Origin of the sequence: Sphingobacterium sp. SRCM116780 (genome assembly GCF_021442025.1) — a bacterium.
Classification (GTDB): Bacteria; Bacteroidota; Bacteroidia; order Sphingobacteriales; family Sphingobacteriaceae; genus Sphingobacterium.
The window spans coordinates 3,640,325-3,662,188 of the sequence record NZ_CP090446.1; the positions used below are offsets into that span (position 1 = coordinate 3,640,325).

The following is a 21,864-nucleotide window of genomic DNA, read 5'->3' on the forward strand; positions in this document are numbered from 1 at the left end:
TTGGAGCCTTTTCTATAAGAACTTTTTGTATATCGAATATAGAATTTTCAAATCAGCTTCCTGCAAGGTCGCAACATTCGTATTCTTTTGAATATAGTGCTGTTTAAAAGCCTTTATAGCTGCATCCAAATTTTTAACGTCATAACCAATAATCCGCAAGGCCATTTTGGGATTAAAATCAACAGGAGGGATTTCTAAAAAATCATCGTACCAATAACCAAATCCCTTATCTGCTAAAGTCCTCCACGGAAAACGAGATGGATCATTCTTACGTGTTGGCGCTAAATCCATATGCCCTATAAAATTAGCCTGAGGAATACTATATTTAGTTTTTAAATAAGACAACAGCTCCACCAATGCATTGATTTGAGCATCAGTCCAAGGATCTGTTGTTCCGTTATTATCCAGTTCGATACCAATAGAAGACGAGTTCAAGTCCGTATCATTACCCCATTTACCTGCGCCTGCATGATAAGCACGATAGTAATCGTTAACCATCTGTACCACCTTACCTGTACGACTGACAACGTAATGAGCACTTACACCAGCCTTTTCAGAATGAAATGTTCTAATCGTCTGACCCAACGAATCTTGTGCCGTATGATGAATAACTACAAAATTAGGTTTACGAATACCATAATTGATCGATGCAATCCACTCTTTCTCTATTGACGTGGGCAACTTCACGATTCCTTGGTTTAAGGCAGGAGTTGCTGCATACTCTTTCGAAAATTCTTTCGCTTTTTTCTTATAAACCTTTTCTGTTGTTGCATATTTGCCTCCTACACACGAGGTAAACGCTAACGCCATCAAAAGGATACTGGATATAAATCTACTATTCATTATTTGATGATTGATTCACAAATATACTTTTAAATTTAAAATTGTATTGACGATGAACTAAATTGATACATTTCATTAGACGAACCCTTTTAAACAACGAAGAGCCCTCATCCTAAACGAATGAGGGCTCTTTTTATTTTAATAGCAAGAAATTATGCCTCTGCGTACTCTTCAATAGAAGGGCATGAACAAATTAACGTTCGATCACCTTGTGAATCGTTAACACGTCCTACTGAAGGCCAGAATTTACGATCTTTCACATATGCCAAAGGATATGCTGCTGTTTGACGAGAATAAGGTTTATCCCACTCATCTGCAGTCACTACCGCAGCAGTATGAGGAGCATGTTTCAAAACATTTTCCACGCGATCTACCTCACCCGCTTCAACTGCAGCAACTTCTGCACGGATAGCGATTAAAGCATCACAGAAACGATCTAATTCAGCTTTAGATTCAGATTCCGTAGGCTCAACCATCAAAGTACCCGCTACAGGAAATGAAACGGTTGGTGCATGGAAACCATAATCCATTAAGCGCTTAGCGATATCTGCCACTTCCACACCTACATTTTTATATGAACGACAATCTAAGATCATCTCGTGTGCACAACGACCATTCACACCAGAATACAATACTGGATAGTGATTTTCTAAACGAGCTTTGATATAGTTTGCATTCAAAATAGCTGTTTTAGTAGCATTAGTCAATCCTTCTCCACCCATCATTGCAATATAAGCGTGCGAGATAATCAAGATAGATGCAGAACCAAATGGAGCCGCAGATACTGCAGTGATACCCTCAGCACCAGAAACCTCAACCACTTCGTGGTTAGGTAAGAAAGGTACTAAGTGTGCTGCAACACCAATTGGACCCATACCAGGTCCACCTCCACCGTGAGGGATACAGAATGTTTTATGTAAGTTCAAGTGACATACGTCAGCACCGATACGACCTGGGCTAGTTAAACCAACTTGCGCATTCATATTAGCACCATCCATATATACTTGACCACCGTTAGCGTGTATAATCTCACAGATTTCAATGATAGGCTCTTCAAATACACCATGTGTAGACGGGTAAGTCACCATGAATGAATTTAAGTTAGCCGCATGCTCTGCTGCTTTCGCTCTCAAATCTTCAACATCGATGTTACCGCGCTCATCACATTTTACAACCACAACTTTCAATCCAGCCATAGAAGCTGAAGCTGGGTTAGTACCGTGTGCAGAAGCAGGGATCAAACAGATGTTACGGTTATGATCTCCGCGGCTTTCATGATATGCACGAATCACCATCAAACCAGCATACTCACCTTGAGCACCAGAATTTGGTTGGAAACTCATTTTAGCAAAACCAGTGATCTCCGATAACCAGTCATTCAACTCACCTATCAATTGCATGTAACCCGAAGTTTGATCTGCAGGTGCAAAAGGATGTAAACCACCAAAACTTGACCAAGTAACTGGAGTCATCTCCGCAGTTGCATTCAATTTCATTGTACATGATCCCAATGGAATCATAGAATGACACAAGGATAAATCCTTTGCTTCCAAAGATTTGATGTAACGTAACATCTCATGCTCTGAATGGTAACTGTTGAAAATCGGATGCGTTAAATAAGCGGAAGTACGAACTAAATCAGCAGGAATGGCTGATGCCAATGATGCTTCAATTGATTCGAAATCCACATCAGCAACATTTTTTCCTTTAACCTTAGCAAATACTTTAACAATGGTTTCAATATCTTCAACAGTTGTTGTTTCATCGATAGCGATACTCACGATTGAACCCACATAATTAAAGTTCAACTCATGGTTCAAAGCTTCTGATTTTAAACCAGCAACCTCATTACCCAAGTCAAAACGAACAGTGTCAAAGTAGTTTTTATTTAATTGCGTATAACCTAATTCTTCAACAGCCTGACCTAATAATTGCGTTAAATCATGAATACGGTTGGCAATATTTTTAATTCCTTGAGGACCATGGTACACAGCATAAAATGATGCCATGATGGCTAACAAAGCCTGAGCAGTACAAATGTTCGAAGAAGCTTTATCACGACGAATGTGTTGCTCGCGCGTTTGCAAAGCCATACGTAAAGCATAGTTCCCATTTGCATCTGTTGTCACCCCGATAATACGTCCAGGGATATTACGTTTGTAAGCATCTTTTGTTGCAAAGAAAGCAGCATGAGGACCACCGAAACCCATTGGTACACCAAAACGTTGTGAGTTACCCACGACAACATCAGCACCCCATTCTCCTGGAGGAGTCAATAACGCTAAGCTCATCAAATCTGCAGCTGCACATACAGTAATATCTTTACTATGAGCAGTTGCTGTAAAAGCTTTATAATCTATAATTGAGCCATCTGCTGCTGGATATTGAACAAATGCAGCAAAAACGTCATCTGTTAACTGAGCTTCAGAGATTTCTGTGATTCTTAATTCGATTCCAAAGGAAATAGCACGCGTTCTTAGTACGTCTATCGTTTGTGGATAAGCATTTTCAGAAACTAAAAATACATGAGCATCTTTATTTTTACGAGCAGAAAACAACATGAACATCGCTTCCGCAGCAGCTGTAGCCTCATCCAATAAAGAAGCATTTGCAATTTCTAAACCTGTAAAATCACAAACAACCGTTTGGAAATTTAACAACGCTTGTAAACGACCTTGCGCAATCTCCGCTTGATAAGGTGTATACTGCGTATACCATCCTGGATTTTCAAAGACATTTCTTTGAATAACACCAGGTAAAATCACATCAAAGTAACCCTGTCCAATATAAGACTTGAAAACTTTATTTTTTTCTGCGATTTGTTTTACCCTTTTCAGATAAGCGACTTCGCTTAAAGCAGCAGGCAATTGTAAAGCTTGTTTAGCACGAATCTGTGCAGGAACAGTTTGCTCAATAAGTTGGTCTAGCGAATCAACGCCTAAAAATCCCAACATTTCTTTCGTTTCAACCGAACTAGGTCCGTTGTGACGATCTTCAAATTTCTCTTGAAAATGTATGTTACTCATGTGTGCAAAAAATTAATGCCCTTTGCTAGATTTTTATTTTTTGATTTTCATAAAACAATAGCAAAACAGCTGCTTTTTGGATGCGCAAAGATACATTTTTTCAAGTCCTAAAAAAAGCAGATTTTTACGGTAAAAGTAATTATTATAATGCCGTTATAAAACAATCGTTTGCAGGCTTCTCCAAAGTCAAAAGCTTCGTGAAATAAATTTCAAAAAGACAATTATTTTTTCTATCCCAGGTTTTTTGTTGATGCTCCCATAAAAACAAAAAGCATTTTCTCAGTTGGAGAAAATGCCTCTTTACATCCATTCGAAATCAATCCTTTAGAAAGAGTATCTTAATCCCAGTTGGAATTGATAAGGATTTCCTGAAGGGGTTACAATTCCAGAATTATTAACACGATAGACAAATTCTTGTTTAGCCGTATCAAATCCTGGTATTGGAGGAGTTGTATCTGTTTTAGGAATTCCCACCGCGTATAAATCTTGGTTTGCCAATGATTTATTAACACCCCAAGTCTTTTTCAATAAATTGCCAACATTAAATACATCAGCAGACACTTCGATAGCATGAGTTTTATAAAAATTAAATTTCTTTGCGATTCTGACATCCACCAAACTATAGAAACCATTAATTCCACCATTCCGTTCTGCAACCTTACCCATATAGTCCTGAATATAATTTTTTAGACTTTGGCTTGCGTCTGGGTTATCAAGTAAAGCTTTTAATCCTGTAGCAACATTGGATGCTGTCGAATTATTATTAGGATCGAAAATATACGCCAAGTCATTTGTTCCCGAAACAAAATCACCATTTATATTTCCCCCCGCAAGCAGACTATAGCGTGTGCCCCCCATACCTGAATAACGAACTCCTACACTCACCCCATAAAATGTAGGTAAAGTTCCATAGATAACCACCTTATTTCTAAATTGATTATTGGAGTAACTCATTTTACTGATATCTCGTGGATCATCTTTTACCGCCAAGGAAAGTGTTGCTGTATTCGCGACATTCCCGTTATAAGAGGTATTATCTTTCGCATCGTTCCAAGTGTAACTAACAGAGACAGAACCATCCTTATAATATTGATAACTAGCGTCCAAAACAACTGCAAACTGGTTAACCTTTCCTTTGCTATTCAATTCCAATACCCGTCCAAATTTATTCGAAATACGTCCTGCTTTCCAATCTGGAACACCATTTACAATCGCTGAAGTAGGAACATACACGCCTCTATTATCTTCATTTGCCAATCTAAAGAAAGGATCGTTCACCATATTCCGATCTGTATACATGTAATTATTACGTCCCAAATTCATAAAGGCTGAGATTCCAGCTTTTAACTTCGCTGAGAAAAAATGGGTGTAGGACAAGTTCGCCTTATAAATGACAGGAATCTTTGTATCCTCTGCATACGTATTAATTGTTGGAACCTGAAATGCACTTAAGGTTGGTACAGTAGCATAATCCTTTCGATAGCTCACAAAATCAGGTGTCGGCACATCAGCTCCCCTTACATCAACAGTAGCAAAATGCTTTCCATCAAATGTCAGGTTATTAATGGTCATGTAGTTGTTGATATCAGAAGCAAAAATCCCCGCTCCAAATCGCAAAAAATCCTTATGTTGTTCATTCACATCCCAGGTCATTTGTAAACGTGGTTGAACCACAAAAGATTTCAACTTATGATCTGTCCTTACACCAACCTCAGCAAGCAATAACTCGTTCAATGGTGATTTAGGATACATTCCATAATCCAATCGTAGTCCTCCAATAAAATCAAGTCCTTTTGCCAATTTCGTTTGTAATTGTCCATATGCCCCGGTATTAAAAATATTTCCTTTAACTGTTGGGTCATCCACTAAAGGCACTTCGCGATAAAACGCATAAGGCGTCCTATTTTCAAAATTTTGTAAGGCAGTAAAGTTTCCACTAGGTCTAAATTGAAAACGACCATTCACTTCACTTCCATAGAGTGATTTTGCTCGAGTATACATCAGATCTATCCCAAACGTATAGTTTATCTTATCTGTACTATAGTATAGGTTATTGACCAACTGCAAGACATTATTCGTAAATGATTCTTGTGCAAATCGGTGCCCTCCTAATTGTAAATTTGTTGATAAATCTTTTCCATCAATAGTCGAAACAACATTCTCAACAATAGCACGCGGAATATTACTTGAAGGCAACATATCCCCCGGCGAACTTTTCTGATAAGTATATAAGTGTTGTAATTTTAATTCATTCGTCACTCTTGGGGAAATCGAAGTTCTTAAGGTAGCAAGTAAGCTATTGTCTATATTTTTATCATTCCCATAAGACTCATATAGGTTGATTTTCGTGTTGTCTTCAAGACCCAGATTATTTCTATCATTTGTATAGTTATCTCTAATGGTTAATAGATTTTTATCATTTATCTGCCAATCTATACGTCCAAAAACTGCATCGGAACCTCTCTTTTTATCAAAAGAACCATATTGATTCTCATTTCCCAATCCATATTTTCCTCGACCAATGCTCACAAATTGATCGATGGTAGCTTTATTAATATTAAACCTCTTTTCATCATCTTGTGATTGGATATCTGCAATAATCAATGGACGTGCATCTTGTTGATGATCCCACACCACGAAATAATGTAGTTTGTCTTTAATAATCGGACCTCCGAGGGAGAATCCATATTGATAAGTCGAGAAATCATTGGAACGTTTATTTCCACGAATATCATATTGACTCGACAACCAATCTGCTCTGGAATAAACCCATGCATTTCCCTGTGTTGTATTGGTTCCCGATTTCGTTACCGCACTAACAGTACCCCCGCCACTTCTTCCATACGTTACATCATATTGGTTGGTAACAACTTTAAATTCACGAACAGCCTCAATAGAAATAGAGAATGGAGCACCACTTCGACTTGTTGTCGATCCTGCGGATGTTGGATTTTTTGCTGTCATTCCATCAATGGTAAAATTCGTCGAAGAACCCAATTGCCCTGAAATATTATCTCCTTTACTTAAAGGAGATAAATCCATTAAAGAAGTAAAGTTACGCCCATTGACAGGAAGTTTTACAATATCTTTCGCCGTAACCGCTGTTGCGGCTCCTAGGTTTTCAATTTTATTTTTCATTGATGCGATTCCTTTTAACTCAACGACATCGAGCACATTGGATGTCGCGGCAACATCCACATCAACACGCACAATGTCCCCTTGATTGAGCATATAACCCGACCTCACCTGCTCTCCAAAACCAATATATTTAACCTTAACTGTATAGGGACCTCCTAAAGGAAGCTCTTTGAATGTATAGTCACCACTTCCATTCGTCGAAGTTTTAGTCGTAAACCCTGTCGATTCATTACGAATCTCGACAGATGCACCCTGTAAAGTTTTTTTTTGATCGTCTATTATTTTCCCGGAAATACTTGCCTGTGTGGTTTGTGCCATTAAGGAAGTAGAAGAAGCTCCAATGGTGGTCACTAAAGCCGTTAAAATTAATTTTCTCATTTTTTAGTCTAGTGTTGATGATTTTCTGCTGCAAAAGTATGCGTCGATCATTAACTAAACTCTTATTCTTTATTATGAAATTATTATGTTTAACAGCTGCTCCGAATAAGAAAAAACAAGCAACTTATATTTTATCTGTGAGCATTAGATAATCAATCTGTTATTTTCATAGGCAGACGCATGAGATCAAGGAAAAGAGTTCAATCAAAAGAAATAATAACATACATAAACAAAAAGACGGTCAATTGACCGTCTTTTTGTTTTTTAATAGAGGATTGTAAATTTGAAATCCAAAGGAATAAAATGTTTATACAGTTCTTCAAATAAAGAATCCCCATATTTCACATAGAGCAATCCAAAATTTTCTGTTCTTTCTTGCAAACCTCCACCAGGGAAAAGACGTTCTTTAATATGATCGATATTGGACAGGGCATCTTTGTGATTACGCTTGTCGGCACGCATTAATTTTTTCTCCAAGCTATTGATCGCCTTTTTTAAGCGTGCTTTAATTGCCTCTGTGCTTGGAGATAGGCTGGGATCTATTTTGTGCGTACGGAGCTTTATTTTACCAAATATCGCATTCAATTCCATCCATTCATCACTCAGATTCAAACGATGTTTTGTATGGCGCCGTACATATTCTTTTTTCAAGATCTCGCTATCCTTAAAAATACTTTTAAAAGTAAGATCCTGTCTGAAAATTTTTGAAACGACATTGTCTTCTGTCATCATCGCAGAATTCCGAGGCACAAGAATAGGGAAATCAATGTCATATTGATCGAAATTAGTTTTCAACTGCATCCAATAGACCATTTCTGCCCCACCTCCTATGTAAGCCAGATTAGGTAAGATCATCTCTTGATACATCGGACGCATGACCACATTGGGACTGAATCGTTCTGGATGTGTATCAATTTCTTTTTCCAGCTCTGTTTTAGTAAAATATAAGTCTTGATGTAAAACTTCATATCTTCCATCTGGATTTAAAACAATGCGTTCCCGGTAGTTATCAGTCAAATAAAAGAAATTGATTTCACGCGCATGTACTTGCGTGTCAAATCCTGCCTCTTCCAAAGATTTTGATGTTTCTTCAATCGCTTTAAAACTTCTTTCCTTAATGATATCTTCCCTAATGATCGGTTTAAAAATTTCCTTAAGCTCTTTATCATCTGCATCCAGAACAATTAAGCCAAATTTTTTAAAGAGTTCATGCACCAAGTAGCGCATAGCATCCGCTAATTTTTCATGTTTCAGGTAGGCTTCCTCTACCATCTTCGTTAGCTTACACGAGTTTTCCGAAAGCCCCAATACACCATTATACTGTTTAACAGCTTCAACAATCGTACTCGTATCCATTCTTCCCGTTGCTGAAATCGCAGGGGTATCCCAAACGATTTTCTTTCCTGAAAGCTTCGTATAGTTTATTTCGGCAAAATCATGATCCTCTGTCGCCATCCAATAAACAGGAATAAATTCTTTTTCAGGAAACTGCGCTTTTAAATCATCTGCTAAACGAATAGCGGTTATGATTTTAAATATAAAATATAATGGTCCGGTAAAAATATTGAGCTGGTGTCCTGTGGTAATCGTAAAGGCATTGTTTTCAAGCAATTTCTCTATATTCTCCAATACGTGAGGAGCGGAATCCAATAGATCACCATATTGTGTTTTTAGACGATCAACTAAAAGTGTACGATGAAGGAAGTTTTTTTTCTGTTGGATTTGCCTTTCAAAACCTGTAAATGTTGGCCAATTTCCAATGAAAGGAGCCAAATTTTGATTTTGATTTAAATACGCAATAAGTGTCTTAGAAAAGCTGTTGGTTTCGCTATAGTCTATATAAGTTGCTTTCATCTACCCCGCTAATAATAAAATATAAAATGCGACACAAATTACGGATTTTTATGAAAAAGCAAATTAAAAGCCCAGTATTATAGCCATTCTATGACAAACACAAGAAAGCCTTTCTATTTAAGTTACGATAATCGTACTTAAGTAGAAAGGCTTTATGCAAGATATTTTCGAATACGATTATAAAGCTATTTTAAAATAGTACCGTATAAATCGAAGTCTTCAGCACGATCAACCTGTACTTGAACAAAATCTCCAATACGTGCATAATTCGTTTTTGCTTCCAATATAACCTCATTGTCCACCTCAGGAGAATCAAACTCTGTCCTTCCAACGAAATACTCACCATCAAGTGGGTCAATCAGCACTTTATACGTTTTACCTATTTTTTCCTGATTAATATCAAAAGAAATACCTTGTTGTACTTCCATGATGGCTTCAACACGTTCCTGTTTTACCTCTTCAGGAACATTATCTTCTAAAGAATGTGCATGTGTTTTCTCTTCGTGTGAATAAGTAAAACAGCCTAAACGATCGAAGCGTGTTTCTTCAACCCAATCCAGCATTTCTTGAAAATCTTGCTCAGTCTCACCAGGGTATCCACAGATTAATGTGGTACGCAAAGCAATATCAGGGACTTTATCACGAATTTTATTGACCAAGTCAATTTGCTTTTGTTTACTTGTGCCTCGTCGCATAGAAGTCAACATATTATCGGAAATATGTTGTAATGGCATATCTAAATAATTACAGATATTGGAACGCTCATTCATCGCATCTAGAATATCCATCGGGAATCCAGAAGGATAAGCATATTGCAAACGAATCCAATCAATACCATCTACATCAGATAGATGACGCATCAAATCGGAAAGATTTCTTTTCCCGTAAATATCTAAACCGTAATACGTTAAATCTTGCGCAATTAAAATCAATTCTTTTGTGCCATTGGAAGCTAGAAATTTTGCTTCTTTCACTAAATCATCAATTGATTTTGAAACGTGTTTTCCACGCATCAATGGAATCGCACAGAATGAACAAGGACGATTACAGCCTTCCGCAATTTTAAAATAAGAATAATGTGACGGAGTCGTCAACATACGTTCCCCTAACAACTCATGGCGATAATCTGCACCAATTGTTTTTAGCAAATCGGGTAGATCATTTGTTCCGAAATAAGCATCTACATTTGTGATTTCGGATTCCAATTCAGGCTTATAGCGTTCGGATAGGCAACCCGTAACAATCACTTTATTGATCTTACCTTCTTCTTTCAATTCCGAAAATTGCAAAATGGTATCGATCGATTCCTGTTTTGCATTATCGATAAATCCGCAAGTATTAATGATAACGATATCGTTTTCTTGAATATTAGTTGCCTCATGCACCACTTCCATTTGATTACCCTTCAACTGTCCCATTAATACTTCACTATCGTGAATATTTTTAGAACAGCCCAATGTAACCACATTGACACGAGGTTTTAACTTTGGCTCTACAGCCTTACTATATTTTGTTTTCATATATTGGATGTGGATTACTTGAACAGCGAATCCACAAACTCTTTTTTGTTGAATAACTGTAAATCGCCGATTTTCTCACCGACACCAATGTATTTTACAGGTATTTTAAATTGATCTGATATACCAATCACCACTCCACCCTTTGCAGTACCATCTAATTTTGTTAATGCCAAAGCATTGACATCCGTTGCTTGTGTAAATTGCGTGCATTGTTCTATTGCATTCTGACCTGTAGATGCGTCTAAAACCAATAAAATCTCATGAGGAGCTCCAGGAATTACCTTTTGCATCACATTTTTAATTTTACCCAGTTCATTCATCAAGCCCACTTTATTGTGAAGACGTCCTGCGGTATCAATAATACAAACATCATCACCATTGGATACTGCTGATTGAACGGCATCATAAGCAACAGAAGCAGGATCAGATCCCATTGCCTGTGCGACTACACGAACACCAACACGCTCTCCCCAAAGTTTAATCTGTTCTACAGCTGCCGCTCGAAAAGTATCAGCAGCACCTAAAACAACTTTATTACCCGCCGATTTCAGTTGGTGTGCAAGTTTCCCAATAGTCGTCGTTTTACCGACACCATTGACCCCCACTACCATAATCACATAGGGTTTATGGTTTCCGTATTCAAAATTTTCAAAATCTGAACTATTATTCTCTGCTAACAGGTCTTGAATCTCTTCTTTCAATAACGTATTCAACTCTGCAGTAGACACATATTTGTCACGTGCAACGCGAGCTTGTATACGATCTACAATTTTCAAAGTTGTCGTAACACCAACATCAGAGGTTACTAATACTTCTTCCAAATTGTCTAGAACATCATCATCGATCGTTGATTTACCGACAACAGCCTTTGTAATTTTAGAAAGGAAGCCCTCTTTGGTTTTTTCCAAACTTTTATCTAAAGCTTCTTGTGCTTCAGGAGTTTCTTGTTTCTTCTTGAAAAAATCGAATAATCCCATTTATATGTTCTTCTCTTATGAAAATACGTTATAATTATACATCCAGTTCAAATGCTGTGGCTCAAAGATAGATATTTGAACGCAACAAAAAAAGCCCTTTAGGTAGATACCAAAACGGCTATTTTTTATTCTTTTTAAAGAAAAACTTTAAAAAAGGAAATATTATTAGTTATTTTTTGCAGCCTCAGCTAACGTATCTTTCACTTTATCATTGTGGATCATGCTTTCTTTGAAAGTATAAGCCCCAGTTTTTGCTGATTTCGTTGTAATAATAACCTTTGTATATTCTTTACCGCCACCTTTTTGTAACGATGCAACTGCTTTCTTTGCCATGGTATTATAATATTTTAAACTTAGTGCTTATGCAGCAACCAAGAATGTGATTATTTAATTTCTTTGTGAACAGTAACTTTTCTCAATACTGGGTTGAATTTTTTCAATTCTAAACGCTCAGTTGTATTTTTCTTGTTCTTAGTCGTGATGTAACGAGACATTCCCGGAAGACCACTTTCTTTGTGTTCAGTACATTCTAAGATAACCTGTACTCTATTTCCTTTTTTAGCCATTGTTTTACTTTATTTTGAATCCTAAAAATTACTAGGATTGAAATTCATGAATGATATTTTATGCAACAGGCGAGCAATCAATTAAATCGATCCTTTTTTAATAAACTTACCGATAGCAGAAGTGATACCGATTTTGTTAATAGTTTTAATCGCCGAAGTCGAAACTTTTAATGTAATCCAACGATCTTCTTCTGGAATGAAGAAACGTTTTGTTTGTAAGTTTGGATAAAATTTACGTTTTGTTTTAGCATTAGAATTAGATACATTATATCCATTCATTGCTGTTTTGCCTGTTAAATCACAAATTCTTGACATGATATTATGTTATTTTTGTTGTCTTAATTTAAATATGTCTTTTCGCAAAGAGTGTGCAAATATCTATATTTCTTTTATTAATTGCAACAATTTTAAGGATTTATTTTTAAAAATAAACACATAGGTATGCGAGAAGACAAAAATAATGCATTTAAATATATTATATTTGCTTATACAATGAAAATAGTTTTCAACAATTCACAATTCTTAACATCATGAATAAATATCTACGCAGAGGTCTTCTAGAAATTATAATTGCTATTGTCCTCATTTTAGTGGGATATTATTTAATGAACCTACAAAACAACTGGTACAGACCTCTGATGATTTTGGGCGTAATTTCTTTTGGAATAGGTTTTTTACGGATCATCTATAGACTACTCCGTAAAATTGATCGGAATGCGCTGTTAGAAAAAAGAAAAGAAGAAAAACAAGATTAATTATGCTTCATAAAACCAGAGGTATTGTATTAAAATGCACAAACTATTCTGAAAGTAGTGTTGTCGCACAAATTTATACAGAACACTTTGGCTTACAATCTTACCTGGTGAATGGTGCACGAAAACCAAAAGCAAAAATCAGATCCGGTTTTTTACAAGCATTGCACCCATTGGATATGGTGGTCACTTTCAAAAATAACAATAGCCTACAGCGCATCCATGAAGCCCATCAAATTCCTCCATTAAAAACAATACCTTACGATATTGTAAAAAGCTCATTAGCACTATTTCTCAATGAAGTACTTTATAAGATCCTAAGAGAACAAACTGGAGATCCCTATCTTTTTGAATACTTATACCATGCGATTCAATGGTTGGATGAGTCCGAATCAAATCTGGCCAACTTTCACTTGGTTTTCTTAATCAACTTAACTCGATTTTTAGGTTTTTACCCTGTCGAAAGCATAAAAGAATATGCTTATTTCAACTTAGAATCAGCGACTTTTTCCAATCAACTTCCTGAGCACCCCCATGTGCTGCAAGAACCCCACACTTCCTTATTCAGAAAATTGATGGCCACGGAATTCCATTTTTCAGAAAATGTCAAAATGAAGAGCAAGGATCGCCAAATACTCTTGGAAAAAATAATCGATTACTATAGACTACACCTCTCCAATTTCAAAGAAGTGAAATCCCTCTACATTTTAGAAGAAATATTTCATTAAAATAGGTATACAAGTTAAAATATTTTCTTATTTTAGATGAAAATATTTAAAAACTAACAAAACTTAAATTTCATGGAATTAAAAGAAGCATTTTTAAAAGTTGTTCGTGATAACTATGCCAATTTTGATGGTAGAGCACGACGAAAAGAATATTGGATGTTTTTTCTTAGCTATATGATTGTATATCTTGCAATTATAATCGTAGCCGCAATATTATCATCTATAAGTTCAACTTTAGGTGGTCTTGTGTATGGTATTCTCAGCCTTGCGAGTTTAGCTATTCTTGTACCTTCTCTTGCTGTTGCTGTAAGACGTCTTCACGACACCAATAAGTCTGGTTGGTTCTTATTGTTAACGCTGATCCCTCTTGCTGGTTTTTACGTAATATACCTATTGGTTATAGAAGGAGATAGAGGACCGAATGAATATGGCGAAGATCCAAAAGGCGGTGAAAATTCTGGAAATCCATTTACAAACAACAATCCATTCGGACAGGTTGGCAACAACAATCCATTTGGTAATCAAAATAACGAAAATACGCCTCCACCTCCACCAAGCTTATAATATATTTTAAATTCATTTTATATAACAAAAGCCTATTGATATCAATAGGCTTTTGTTATAATTAGGATAGCCCCTTTTAGTTTCTATGTCTTTTCTTCACCTGTCCAGGAGCAAATTCTTTAGCGGATTTTTCTCCGTAATATTTTTTAGCCTGACCAGGAGGCATTCTTTTCCCGTTACTTCCAACCTGATGTGTTGAATGACAAGCGTTAAAAGAAATTAAAACAGCTGCTGCTAAAAGCATAGTGATGTACTTTCTCATTTTGATTTTTATGTTAGTGCTTCTTAACACTAGACAAAAGTCAGTCCAAAAAAAATAAATCAATTGAAAAGAGCTGGATGAGCCTTTTTTTCAAATTTCGATCTGTCTACAAAATAAGACCTTCTAATCATTAAGCATAAACCTGTTGTAAACAAAACAGAATATGCTTTTCCTTTTTCTCATTTTAAGAACACACTGATCCTATAGCAAATGATACTTGCGATTCATAATAATAACATTAGGGCGAAGGAAACAATCACCGTATCATGTACACCTACTTCTTCGGCACCGAACTTCGTAAAACATAAAAAAGCCTGATTTCGTTTGAAATCAGGCTTTTCTACAATAAATATATCTTAAAATCTGATTAGATAACTTTTACATTTACCGCATTAAGACCTTTACGACCTTGTTCAACTTCGTAAGAAACATTATCGTTTTCACGAATTTTGTCTATTAAACCTGAAACGTGAACGAAGATTTCGCTCTCGCCTGAATTTGGGATGATGAAACCGAAACCTTTGGTTTCATTAAAGAATTTTACTACTCCTTCTTGCATTTTGTATTGTATTAAATTTTCTTAAAGATATTTAAAAATTATTAAAAATGTTTAAGTTTTTTATTTTTTTTCCATTAAACCACTTCATTTAAATATTGTCTACATCAAACAAATAGAATGGTTCGATTTTTGAATTTATAAAATTAAAAGAAAAACATGATGAAAAATTTAGTGCTAGGAATATTGCTATTAGCAGCCACACACACAACACAAGCGCAACAAATGATACAGAAAGACATGGTTAGTACAATCGGTAGAGCCGAAGAAGAGGTGACACCCGACATCATTTATATACAAGTTACATTGAAAGAATTTTATCAAGATGGTAATACCAAGAAAAAAGTAACCATTGAAAATCTTGAAAAACAATTATTTCAATCTGCAACAAATATTGGTGTAGAGAAGAAAGATTTTACCATTCAAAATATCTATAGTACAAACTATACAACGAAAAAGAAAAAAGAAACAGATATTTTATTATCTCGTCAATATCGCATCAAAGTGACGCAATTGAATAAATTAAATGACTTATTTGATGGAGTTGATGCCGCAGGTATTGAAAACACATCGATCAGCGAACTTGATTATTCAAAAAAGAAAGAGTTACTTAAGTCTTTGAAGGTAAAAGCAGTACAAGATGCACTAGAAAATGCGAAAATACTAGCCGAAGCCGCTAATCAAAAAGTTGGAAAAGCGATATTACTATCTGAAAGTCCACAAATGTTATATTTTGATTCACCTCGAGCAATGGCCTACAAAACGGTATCTCTTGAAAGTGCTGATGCAGCTGGTGCTAGTCCTGACTTAGATTTAAGTATCAAATCGATTAAAATTACAAGTGAAGTAAACGCTTCTTTTGAAATATTATAATGAAAAAAGAATTATCATTAGCAGATAAAGAAAAAAGAAGAGACCAAGATTTCACTTGGGTCGAACGACTTTCTTGGCTAATGGATAATAAATTCCAAATAGCTGGCTATCGCTTCGGTTTAGATCCTATTCTCAACTTTATTCCTTTTGGAGGAGCTATTGCTGGCTTTGGAACATCCCTGGTGTTAGTCATGGTTATGTGGCGAAATGGCGCTAGTTCCAAATTAGTTGTTAAGATGCTCATCAATATTTCCATTGATGCGATATTGGGAGCAATACCATTCATTGGTAATGTATTTGACTTCTTCAGTAAAGCAAATGAAAAGAACATCAAGCTGATGAAGGAGCATTATTATGAAAATAAACATCAAGGTTCAGCAGTATGGTTGGTATTAATCATACTCACGTTGATACTGGTTTTCACCTCTGCAGCCCTATATGCGCTTTGGTTAATCGGAGAATGGATCTGGGGATTATTTTTATAATTTCATAAAAAATAACCAAATAGCGTTTATATGAAAGTATAAACGCTATTTTTGGTATACAATTTCTAAAATATGTCTAAAAAAAGAATTTTTGCGCTTCTGATTGTTGCGCTTATGCTAGGAGCAGTATTTACCAATCCTAAAAGAGAACAGCATGAACTTGCTGTAAAAGAAAAAACGGAGTCGTTATTAAAAAAACAAGTTGGACAAAAAGAACAGATTTTTGTTAATCTGGGTATGAAGCTCTTTGGAAAAAACATCGTCGATAATTTCGTATCAAAGGCACTTATTGTTGATAACTACTATCTATTTTCGTTGACTAAAATTAAGTGGCAAGGAAAAGAAACGATTATTGGAGGAGGAGCCTTCGGAAAAATCTGGTTAAGCCCCAAGATCGATGAAAAAGCAGATGAGATAGTCGCTGCAATGAAAAAGATGTCCTAGCATGTTAGAGGTTTTATATCAAGATGAAGACATCATTGCCATTAATAAACCCCATGGCTTGTTGGTTCATCGCTCTTCTATTGCTCGTGATGCCTCCGAATTTGCGCTTCAACTGTTAAGAGATCAAATTGGTCAAACGGTTTATCCTGCACATCGATTAGATCGTAAAACAGCTGGTATTCTCTTATTTTCTTTAAACAAGGAGATGGATAAAGAGCTGCAGCAGCTTTTTCAAAACCAATGCATAGCTAAAAAGTATATTGCAGTCTTAAGGGGTCATGCTCCAGAAGAGATGTACATTGATTATCCCTTGAGAAAAGAAAACGGTACGATTCAGGAAGCACAAACGAATTTTAAAACCATCGCAAAGGCAGAGCTTGCCGTTCCATTCGGAAAGTTTCCAACCTCACGTTACACTTTAGTAGAAGCAAATCCAGTAACAGGAAGAATGCATCAATTACGCAAACACTTTGCCCATATCTTCCATCCCATTATTGGTGATCGTCCTCACGGATGTAACAAACAGAACAAATTTTGGAAAGATACCTTTGATATGGACACCATGATGCTTCATGCTTCAGAATTGACATTCGTACATCCCAAGACAAAAGAAACAATCGTAATTAAGGCAAACCTACAACCTGAATTTAATCGCGTATTGTCCATTTTAAACTTAGCTAATAACCAATGAAAAATTTACTCTTAGACTTGGTTTTAACCATTACTGGTATTGGCGCAGCATCTGGTTTAGTCTATAAAGATGAACACCTCTATTTGATTTCTGATAATAGTCGATACCTATATGATTTTTCTATTTCAGAACATTTGTTATCAAAAATCCAACTTGACCAAAATACCGATCAATTAGAAAATATCATCAAGGCTAAAAAACCTGATTTCGAAGCCATTACTTTTGATCGAGATCAATTTTATATTTACGGATCTGGATCAACAAGTAATAGAAATCTACGTCTTAGCTATCAAAAATATGTTCAACAGGAAGATTTCACCCCCATATACCAACGTTTGCAACAACGATTTGCTGTTGACCAAGACAATTTCAATATAGAAGGCGTGATTCATACCGACGACGAGATTTGGTTATTCAATAGAGGAAATGCTGAGAAGGCTCAAAATGGTATTTTCAAAATAGATAAGCTAGATCCTGAGCAAAGTAGTTTTCATCCTATATCCTTACCGCATCTTGATCATGTACAAACAGCTTTCACGGATGCCATTCTCGTAGATGATACCGTTTACTTTATTGCTGCAGCGGAGGACTCCAAATCAAACTACCTCGATGGAGAAGTTGCAGGAACGATTTTAGGAAAATTTAAGCGGAACGATTTCAGCTCATTAGAAACAATAACACTTCCAGGGAAACATAAATTTGAAGGAATCACCTTAAAGGAGAAAACAGAAAAAACAATTTCTTTCTTTCTTTGCGAAGATCGTGATGATGATAAAACAGAAACTAATATTTATTCGTTGATAATGGATCACTAAATCGATTGCATAAATGACAATCTTTAGGTCGAAATCCACGTTTATTTTATAAATTTGTAAATAAATAAAACTTAATCATATTATGATCAAAAATACTGCCCTTACGGATACTCATATCGCCTTAGGAGCGAAAATGGTCCCTTTTGCAGGTTTCAATATGCCTGTTCAATATTCGGGCATCAATGATGAACACGAAACTGTTCGTACAGGTGTAGGTGTGTTTGACGTTAGCCACATGGGCGAGTTCATTCTAAAAGGAGAAAAGGCATTGGATCTTATTCAAAAGATTTCTTCTAATGATGCTTCCAAACTATATGATGGCAAAGTACAATACGGTTATATTCCAAATGAAACGGGTGGTATTGTAGATGACTTTTTAACTTACCGAATCGACGAAAACACGTACTTTTTAGTAGTAAATGCTTCTAACATCGATAAAGATTGGAATTGGATTGCTAAATACAACAGCTTTGGCGTTGAGATGAAGAATATTTCGGATGAAACTTCATTATTTGCAGTACAAGGGCCAAAAGCCGCTGATGCATTACAGTCTTTAACAGATATTGATCTTGCTCCAATGGAATACTACTCTTTTGCGAAAGGTAAATTTGCTGGGGTAGATAATGTGTTGGTGTCTGCTACAGGTTATACTGGAGCTGGTGGATTTGAGATCTATGTTGCGAATGAAGATGCAAAAAAAGTATGGGATGCCATTTTCGAGGCTGGTGCAGCTTACGGAATCAAACCTATCGGATTAGGCGCTCGTGATACTTTACGTTTAGAAATGGGTTTCTGTTTATATGGAAATGATATTGATGATACCACTTCACCATTAGAAGGTGGCTTAGGATGGGTAACAAAATTCACAAAAGATTTCGTTAACTCCGCGAATCTAAAAGCACAGAAAGAAGCGGGTATTCAAAAAAAATTAGTAGGTTTTGAAATGATTGACCGTGGTATTCCACGTCATGATTACGAAATCTTAGATGCAGATGGTAACAAAATTGGTCGTGTAACTTCAGGTACACAATCGCCAACATTAAAAAAATCTATCGGATTAGGTTACGTCGATAACGCTTTCACAAAAGAAGGTTCTGAAATCTTTATCAGTATCCGTAATCAAAGTATAAAAGCAAAAGTGGTTAAACCCCCATTTGTAAAATAGAACAATAAAAAAACGGCTAATTTTGAATTAGCCGTTTTTTTATTTTTTAGTCTGCTCCGTTTTTCTCCGTTCACCCTCTTTCTTCAAATCAAGCTGTACCTTCTTAAAAAGCACGCGTTTCAAAAATATGAATACCACTAACAATGCGATAGCAAGACCACTGATCAATATATTACCAGCTTCATATGCTTTATATCCATAATAGACCGCTGCTACGATCAATAGATTTAATGCAATATTGAAAATAAAATTTTTTGTCATACCTCTATTTTTTACCAATTACCTTCTCCCGTAAGAAGAAGAAATAAACTATTCCTGCTATTATATTGAAAAATATAATAAATACGGCCATTAACATCCGCTCTGTATTGGAAATTCGACCAGAAAATATAATTTCCCGTAATGATAATACCACCCAGATTAACGAAAGTAATAAGGAAATACTAAAAAGTATAGGGAAAATTTCGAGATGAAATAATTTTGTTGCGAGTGCAATGCAATAAAAAGCAAGACTAAACAAAAAGGCCTGCTTAGTTTGATGCTCTAAATTTTTCATCAAAATATAATTTGTTTTAATAATGAGTAATTAGCGACTAATTGTATTATTGAGCTCGTTTCACTCGGTTTTAATGATGATGAATCGATCATGAGCATATTCATTTCAGTTTGCGAATGATATGCCCATGATAGTCTCCTATTAATAAACATCTAGCTCTGGATCGATCTCTGCTTTCCAAGCAAGAATACCACCACTTAAATTCGCTAAATTATCGAATCCTTGTTGTTCTAAAATCATTACTGCTTGAGCAGAACGCTTTCCTGAACGACACTGCATAATGACTGGCTTATCTTTTGAAATTTTATCCACTTCAATTAAAATACCAGACAAAGGAATATTTAGTCCCCCTAAATTAGAAACTTCATATTCAAATGTTTCACGTACATCGATTAATTGAAAATCTTCGTTATTATCAATTTTTGATTTAAGTTCTTCTACTGTTACTTCTTTCATGGTAATTACTATTTATCTCAAACTTAGATAAATTTGCTTTTATATGCAATTATAATCGTCTTTAATATAAAAGCAAGTCTTCGATCTCTCCTCTGCCTTTCAAATTTTATTTATAGCGGAAATTGCTCCTTAATTAACAAAATACGCCTTTACAGTAACACGTCTTTCTGCATGACATAATCATCCAATATATAACCATAATAAGGAATATCAACAGACTCCGTTACTAAAAAGCCTTGTTTTAAGTAAAAATGATAAGCCGGGTTTCCACGATTAACATTAAGTTCCAAATGTGTCAAACCTGTTGAGATCGCCAATTCGGCACTAAAATCAATCAATGTCTTTCCATATCCTTTCCCCTTTACTTCAGGTAAAAGATACAGTTTTTCGATACGTAGAATTGAGTTTTCCTTCATTTGAACAGCAATGAACCCCTTTGCAACCAAATCTTCATACAATACATAGAAGTCTTGTCCACTATGCATCAGTTCATGAATAGCCTCAACAGTATAGTTTTTAGCCAACATAAAATTGATTTGTTCTTCCGTTAAAATAGCTGGATAGGTGGCATGATAGCTGGCCTTTCCAATTTCACTAATTACTATTGCCTCTTTTGGTTCCGCAAGTTGAATCGTTATTGCGCTCATAATCTTTCTGTCAATAAGCATATATTAGGGATAGAAAATTTAATGTTAAAAAATCCATCTTTTTCTGTTCTAAAATGGTTCGTTGAAATTTTTTCTAAACCTACTGTTTCTAAATCACTTGGAAGGGGGTGCAAAAAGAGCTCCTCTCCCGCTGACTTCCATTTTTCAAAACCTGAATGCACAAATATCGTCCGATTATCTTCATGCAGCCAGACTATATCAATGTGTTCAGAAAACTGATTTAAGATTTCTGGATCAAATCCAGCGCCGACAATATTAACCGCTCCATAGCCTTCATTAATCAGGTATTGCAAAGCTGCCTCTATAAAATTTGTTTCAAAAAGAACGGTTTTAACATGTTCCTGAGGTAATACAATCGGTTCTTTCGTAAAAATCAAATCGACTTTATATGATTGGGAAGTAACAGCTTCATAGGAATCAACATCTGTAATGAGCGTTGGACTCCATTCCAGCAGTTGTCCTACCAGTTCAGCATCAATACTATAAACATCTATTATTACTAATGCAGGCTCTTGCTTCTCTCTGACAATATGATGGGAAGACATAG

At 35.7% G+C, this 21,864-nt stretch carries 25 protein-coding genes; 9 read left to right on the forward strand and 16 right to left on the reverse strand.

Annotated elements, in window-relative coordinates; all coding sequences use genetic code 11:
* Window positions 1-12: 12 nt before the first annotated feature.
* The 9 genes from LZQ00_RS15650 to rpmB all read right to left on the reverse strand — a co-directional run bounded on the left by LZQ00_RS15650 (window position 13) and on the right by rpmB (window position 12,617).
* The gene (locus LZQ00_RS15650; RefSeq protein WP_234510201.1) at window positions 13-843 is read right to left on the reverse strand and encodes an N-acetylmuramoyl-L-alanine amidase; all 831 of its coding nucleotides are present in this window, start codon (window positions 841-843) and stop codon (window positions 13-15) included.
* Window positions 844-995: 152 nt separating this feature from the next.
* Window positions 996-3,869 carry an aminomethyl-transferring glycine dehydrogenase gene (gene gcvP / locus LZQ00_RS15655; RefSeq protein ID WP_234510202.1) on the reverse strand — a complete coding sequence of 958 codons (2,874 nt, stop codon included), beginning with the start codon at window positions 3,867-3,869 and terminating at the stop codon, window positions 996-998.
* Between the two features lie 324 nt (window positions 3,870-4,193).
* Window positions 4,194-7,385: a TonB-dependent receptor gene (locus LZQ00_RS15660; protein WP_234510203.1), complete on the reverse strand. Its 3,192-nt coding sequence runs from the start codon at window positions 7,383-7,385 to the stop codon at window positions 4,194-4,196.
* 264 nt (window positions 7,386-7,649) lie between these two features.
* The gene (bshC, locus tag LZQ00_RS15665) at window positions 7,650-9,239 is read right to left on the reverse strand and encodes a bacillithiol biosynthesis cysteine-adding enzyme BshC (protein ID WP_234510204.1); all 1,590 of its coding nucleotides are present in this window, start codon (window positions 9,237-9,239) and stop codon (window positions 7,650-7,652) included.
* Between the two features lie 185 nt (window positions 9,240-9,424).
* Entirely contained in the window at window positions 9,425-10,759 is a 1,335-nt protein-coding gene (rimO, locus tag LZQ00_RS15670; protein ID WP_234510205.1) for a 30S ribosomal protein S12 methylthiotransferase RimO, read from the reverse strand.
* Window positions 10,760-10,773: 14 nt separating this feature from the next.
* Complete coding sequence (gene ftsY, locus LZQ00_RS15675; RefSeq protein WP_234510206.1) at window positions 10,774-11,736, reverse strand: signal recognition particle-docking protein FtsY; 963 nt, start codon at window positions 11,734-11,736, stop codon at window positions 10,774-10,776.
* A 165-nt stretch (window positions 11,737-11,901) separates the two neighbouring features.
* Window positions 11,902-12,069 carry a DUF4295 domain-containing protein gene (locus LZQ00_RS15680; RefSeq protein WP_234510207.1) on the reverse strand — a complete coding sequence of 56 codons (168 nt, stop codon included), beginning with the start codon at window positions 12,067-12,069 and terminating at the stop codon, window positions 11,902-11,904.
* Between the two features lie 50 nt (window positions 12,070-12,119).
* Window positions 12,120-12,302 (reverse strand): 50S ribosomal protein L33, encoded by a 183-nt coding sequence (rpmG, locus tag LZQ00_RS15685; RefSeq protein WP_002998409.1) that lies wholly within the window; start codon window positions 12,300-12,302, stop codon window positions 12,120-12,122.
* 81 nt (window positions 12,303-12,383) lie between these two features.
* Entirely contained in the window at window positions 12,384-12,617 is a 234-nt protein-coding gene (rpmB, locus tag LZQ00_RS15690) for a 50S ribosomal protein L28 (protein ID WP_038695079.1), read from the reverse strand.
* 215 nt (window positions 12,618-12,832) lie between these two features.
* Here rpmB and LZQ00_RS15695 point away from each other — a divergent pair, with 215 nt between their 5' ends.
* The 3 genes from LZQ00_RS15695 (at window position 12,833) to LZQ00_RS15705 (ending at window position 14,346) form a co-directional block, all read left to right on the forward strand.
* Window positions 12,833-13,057, forward strand: coding sequence for a signal peptidase (locus tag LZQ00_RS15695; protein WP_234510208.1), 225 nt, complete (start codon window positions 12,833-12,835; stop codon window positions 13,055-13,057).
* 2 nt (window positions 13,058-13,059) lie between these two features.
* Window positions 13,060-13,782, forward strand: a complete 723-nt coding sequence (gene recO / locus LZQ00_RS15700; RefSeq protein WP_234510209.1) for a DNA repair protein RecO — start codon at window positions 13,060-13,062, stop codon at window positions 13,780-13,782.
* Window positions 13,783-13,854: 72 nt separating this feature from the next.
* Window positions 13,855-14,346 (forward strand): DUF805 domain-containing protein, encoded by a 492-nt coding sequence (locus tag LZQ00_RS15705; RefSeq protein WP_234510210.1) that lies wholly within the window; start codon window positions 13,855-13,857, stop codon window positions 14,344-14,346.
* Window positions 14,347-14,422: 76 nt separating this feature from the next.
* Here the strand turns inward: LZQ00_RS15705 and LZQ00_RS15710 are convergent, their stop codons facing one another.
* Entirely contained in the window at window positions 14,423-14,608 is a 186-nt protein-coding gene (locus tag LZQ00_RS15710; protein WP_234510211.1) for a quinol oxidase subunit 4, read from the reverse strand.
* Window positions 14,609-14,975: 367 nt separating this feature from the next.
* Complete coding sequence (locus tag LZQ00_RS15715; protein WP_234510212.1) at window positions 14,976-15,167, reverse strand: cold-shock protein; 192 nt, start codon at window positions 15,165-15,167, stop codon at window positions 14,976-14,978.
* Between the two features lie 156 nt (window positions 15,168-15,323).
* Between LZQ00_RS15715 and LZQ00_RS15720 the strand changes: the two genes are divergently transcribed.
* The 6 genes from LZQ00_RS15720 (at window position 15,324) to gcvT (ending at window position 19,637) form a co-directional block, all read left to right on the forward strand.
* Window positions 15,324-16,037 carry an SIMPL domain-containing protein gene (locus LZQ00_RS15720; protein ID WP_234510213.1) on the forward strand — a complete coding sequence of 238 codons (714 nt, stop codon included), beginning with the start codon at window positions 15,324-15,326 and terminating at the stop codon, window positions 16,035-16,037.
* The gene (locus LZQ00_RS15725) at window positions 16,037-16,522 is read left to right on the forward strand and encodes a DUF4112 domain-containing protein (RefSeq protein ID WP_234510214.1); all 486 of its coding nucleotides are present in this window, start codon (window positions 16,037-16,039) and stop codon (window positions 16,520-16,522) included. The genes LZQ00_RS15720 and LZQ00_RS15725 overlap by 1 nt, the downstream gene beginning before the upstream one ends.
* Before the next feature lie 72 nt (window positions 16,523-16,594).
* Window positions 16,595-16,966: a DUF4359 domain-containing protein gene (locus tag LZQ00_RS15730; protein WP_234510215.1), complete on the forward strand. Its 372-nt coding sequence runs from the start codon at window positions 16,595-16,597 to the stop codon at window positions 16,964-16,966.
* Between the two features lies 1 nt (window position 16,967).
* On the forward strand, window positions 16,968-17,657 hold the full coding sequence (locus LZQ00_RS15735) for a pseudouridine synthase (protein ID WP_234510216.1): 690 nt from the start codon (window positions 16,968-16,970) through the stop codon (window positions 17,655-17,657).
* Window positions 17,654-18,472, forward strand: a complete 819-nt coding sequence (locus tag LZQ00_RS15740; protein WP_234510217.1) for a DUF6929 family protein — start codon at window positions 17,654-17,656, stop codon at window positions 18,470-18,472. The genes LZQ00_RS15735 and LZQ00_RS15740 overlap by 4 nt, the downstream gene beginning before the upstream one ends.
* 85 nt (window positions 18,473-18,557) lie before the next feature.
* Window positions 18,558-19,637, forward strand: a complete 1,080-nt coding sequence (gene gcvT, locus LZQ00_RS15745; RefSeq protein WP_234514823.1) for a glycine cleavage system aminomethyltransferase GcvT — start codon at window positions 18,558-18,560, stop codon at window positions 19,635-19,637.
* 39 nt (window positions 19,638-19,676) lie between these two features.
* On the opposite strand, the gene LZQ00_RS15750 is transcribed toward gcvT, so the two are convergent.
* From LZQ00_RS15750 to LZQ00_RS15770, 5 genes are all read right to left on the reverse strand, one after another.
* On the reverse strand, window positions 19,677-19,898 hold the full coding sequence (locus LZQ00_RS15750; RefSeq protein WP_234510218.1) for a DUF6358 family protein: 222 nt from the start codon (window positions 19,896-19,898) through the stop codon (window positions 19,677-19,679).
* 4 nt (window positions 19,899-19,902) lie between these two features.
* Entirely contained in the window at window positions 19,903-20,193 is a 291-nt protein-coding gene (locus tag LZQ00_RS15755) for a hypothetical protein (RefSeq protein ID WP_234510219.1), read from the reverse strand.
* Between the two features lie 141 nt (window positions 20,194-20,334).
* A complete protein-coding gene (locus LZQ00_RS15760; protein WP_234510220.1) occupies window positions 20,335-20,649 on the reverse strand; it encodes a rhodanese-like domain-containing protein in 315 nt (104 codons plus the stop codon).
* Between the two features lie 149 nt (window positions 20,650-20,798).
* A complete protein-coding gene (locus LZQ00_RS15765; protein WP_234510221.1) occupies window positions 20,799-21,296 on the reverse strand; it encodes a GNAT family N-acetyltransferase in 498 nt (165 codons plus the stop codon).
* Entirely contained in the window at window positions 21,293-21,862 is a 570-nt protein-coding gene (locus LZQ00_RS15770; RefSeq protein ID WP_234510222.1) for a thiamine diphosphokinase, read from the reverse strand. The genes LZQ00_RS15765 and LZQ00_RS15770 overlap by 4 nt, the downstream gene beginning before the upstream one ends.
* Window positions 21,863-21,864 lie beyond the last annotated feature (2 nt).

What these genes read in the sequence shown, in the direction of transcription:
- LZQ00_RS15710 (WP_234510211.1), bottom strand. Translation starts at nt 14,608, where the DNA reads ATGAGAAAGTACATCACTATGCTTTTAGCAGCAGCTGTTTTAATTTCT.
- LZQ00_RS15725 (WP_234510214.1), top strand. Translation starts at nt 16,037, where the DNA reads ATGAAAAAAGAATTATCATTAGCAGATAAAGAAAAAAGAAGAGACCAA.
- LZQ00_RS15760 (WP_234510220.1), bottom strand. Translation starts at nt 20,649, where the DNA reads ATGAAAGAAGTAACAGTAGAAGAACTTAAATCAAAAATTGATAATAAC.
- LZQ00_RS15680 (WP_234510207.1), bottom strand. Translation starts at nt 12,069, where the DNA reads ATGGCAAAGAAAGCAGTTGCATCGTTACAAAAAGGTGGCGGTAAAGAA.
- recO (WP_234510209.1), top strand. Translation starts at nt 13,060, where the DNA reads ATGCTTCATAAAACCAGAGGTATTGTATTAAAATGCACAAACTATTCT.
- bshC (WP_234510204.1), bottom strand. Translation starts at nt 9,239, where the DNA reads ATGAAAGCAACTTATATAGACTATAGCGAAACCAACAGCTTTTCTAAG.
- LZQ00_RS15720 (WP_234510213.1), top strand. Translation starts at nt 15,324, where the DNA reads ATGATGAAAAATTTAGTGCTAGGAATATTGCTATTAGCAGCCACACAC.
- LZQ00_RS15750 (WP_234510218.1), bottom strand. Translation starts at nt 19,898, where the DNA reads ATGACAAAAAATTTTATTTTCAATATTGCATTAAATCTATTGATCGTA.
- gcvP (WP_234510202.1), bottom strand. Translation starts at nt 3,869, where the DNA reads ATGAGTAACATACATTTTCAAGAGAAATTTGAAGATCGTCACAACGGA.
- LZQ00_RS15755 (WP_234510219.1), bottom strand. Translation starts at nt 20,193, where the DNA reads ATGAAAAATTTAGAGCATCAAACTAAGCAGGCCTTTTTGTTTAGTCTT.
- LZQ00_RS15650 (WP_234510201.1), bottom strand. Translation starts at nt 843, where the DNA reads ATGAATAGTAGATTTATATCCAGTATCCTTTTGATGGCGTTAGCGTTT.
- LZQ00_RS15765 (WP_234510221.1), bottom strand. Translation starts at nt 21,296, where the DNA reads ATGAGCGCAATAACGATTCAACTTGCGGAACCAAAAGAGGCAATAGTA.
- LZQ00_RS15705 (WP_234510210.1), top strand. Translation starts at nt 13,855, where the DNA reads ATGGAATTAAAAGAAGCATTTTTAAAAGTTGTTCGTGATAACTATGCC.
- rpmB (WP_038695079.1), bottom strand. Translation starts at nt 12,617, where the DNA reads ATGTCAAGAATTTGTGATTTAACAGGCAAAACAGCAATGAATGGATAT.
- LZQ00_RS15770 (WP_234510222.1), bottom strand. Translation starts at nt 21,862, where the DNA reads ATGTCTTCCCATCATATTGTCAGAGAGAAGCAAGAGCCTGCATTAGTA.
- LZQ00_RS15735 (WP_234510216.1), top strand. Translation starts at nt 16,968, where the DNA reads ATGTTAGAGGTTTTATATCAAGATGAAGACATCATTGCCATTAATAAA.
- LZQ00_RS15660 (WP_234510203.1), bottom strand. Translation starts at nt 7,385, where the DNA reads ATGAGAAAATTAATTTTAACGGCTTTAGTGACCACCATTGGAGCTTCT.
- LZQ00_RS15740 (WP_234510217.1), top strand. Translation starts at nt 17,654, where the DNA reads ATGAAAAATTTACTCTTAGACTTGGTTTTAACCATTACTGGTATTGGC.
- LZQ00_RS15730 (WP_234510215.1), top strand. Translation starts at nt 16,595, where the DNA reads ATGTCTAAAAAAAGAATTTTTGCGCTTCTGATTGTTGCGCTTATGCTA.
- LZQ00_RS15695 (WP_234510208.1), top strand. Translation starts at nt 12,833, where the DNA reads ATGAATAAATATCTACGCAGAGGTCTTCTAGAAATTATAATTGCTATT.
- LZQ00_RS15715 (WP_234510212.1), bottom strand. Translation starts at nt 15,167, where the DNA reads ATGCAAGAAGGAGTAGTAAAATTCTTTAATGAAACCAAAGGTTTCGGT.
- rpmG (WP_002998409.1), bottom strand. Translation starts at nt 12,302, where the DNA reads ATGGCTAAAAAAGGAAATAGAGTACAGGTTATCTTAGAATGTACTGAA.
- rimO (WP_234510205.1), bottom strand. Translation starts at nt 10,759, where the DNA reads ATGAAAACAAAATATAGTAAGGCTGTAGAGCCAAAGTTAAAACCTCGT.
- ftsY (WP_234510206.1), bottom strand. Translation starts at nt 11,736, where the DNA reads ATGGGATTATTCGATTTTTTCAAGAAGAAACAAGAAACTCCTGAAGCA.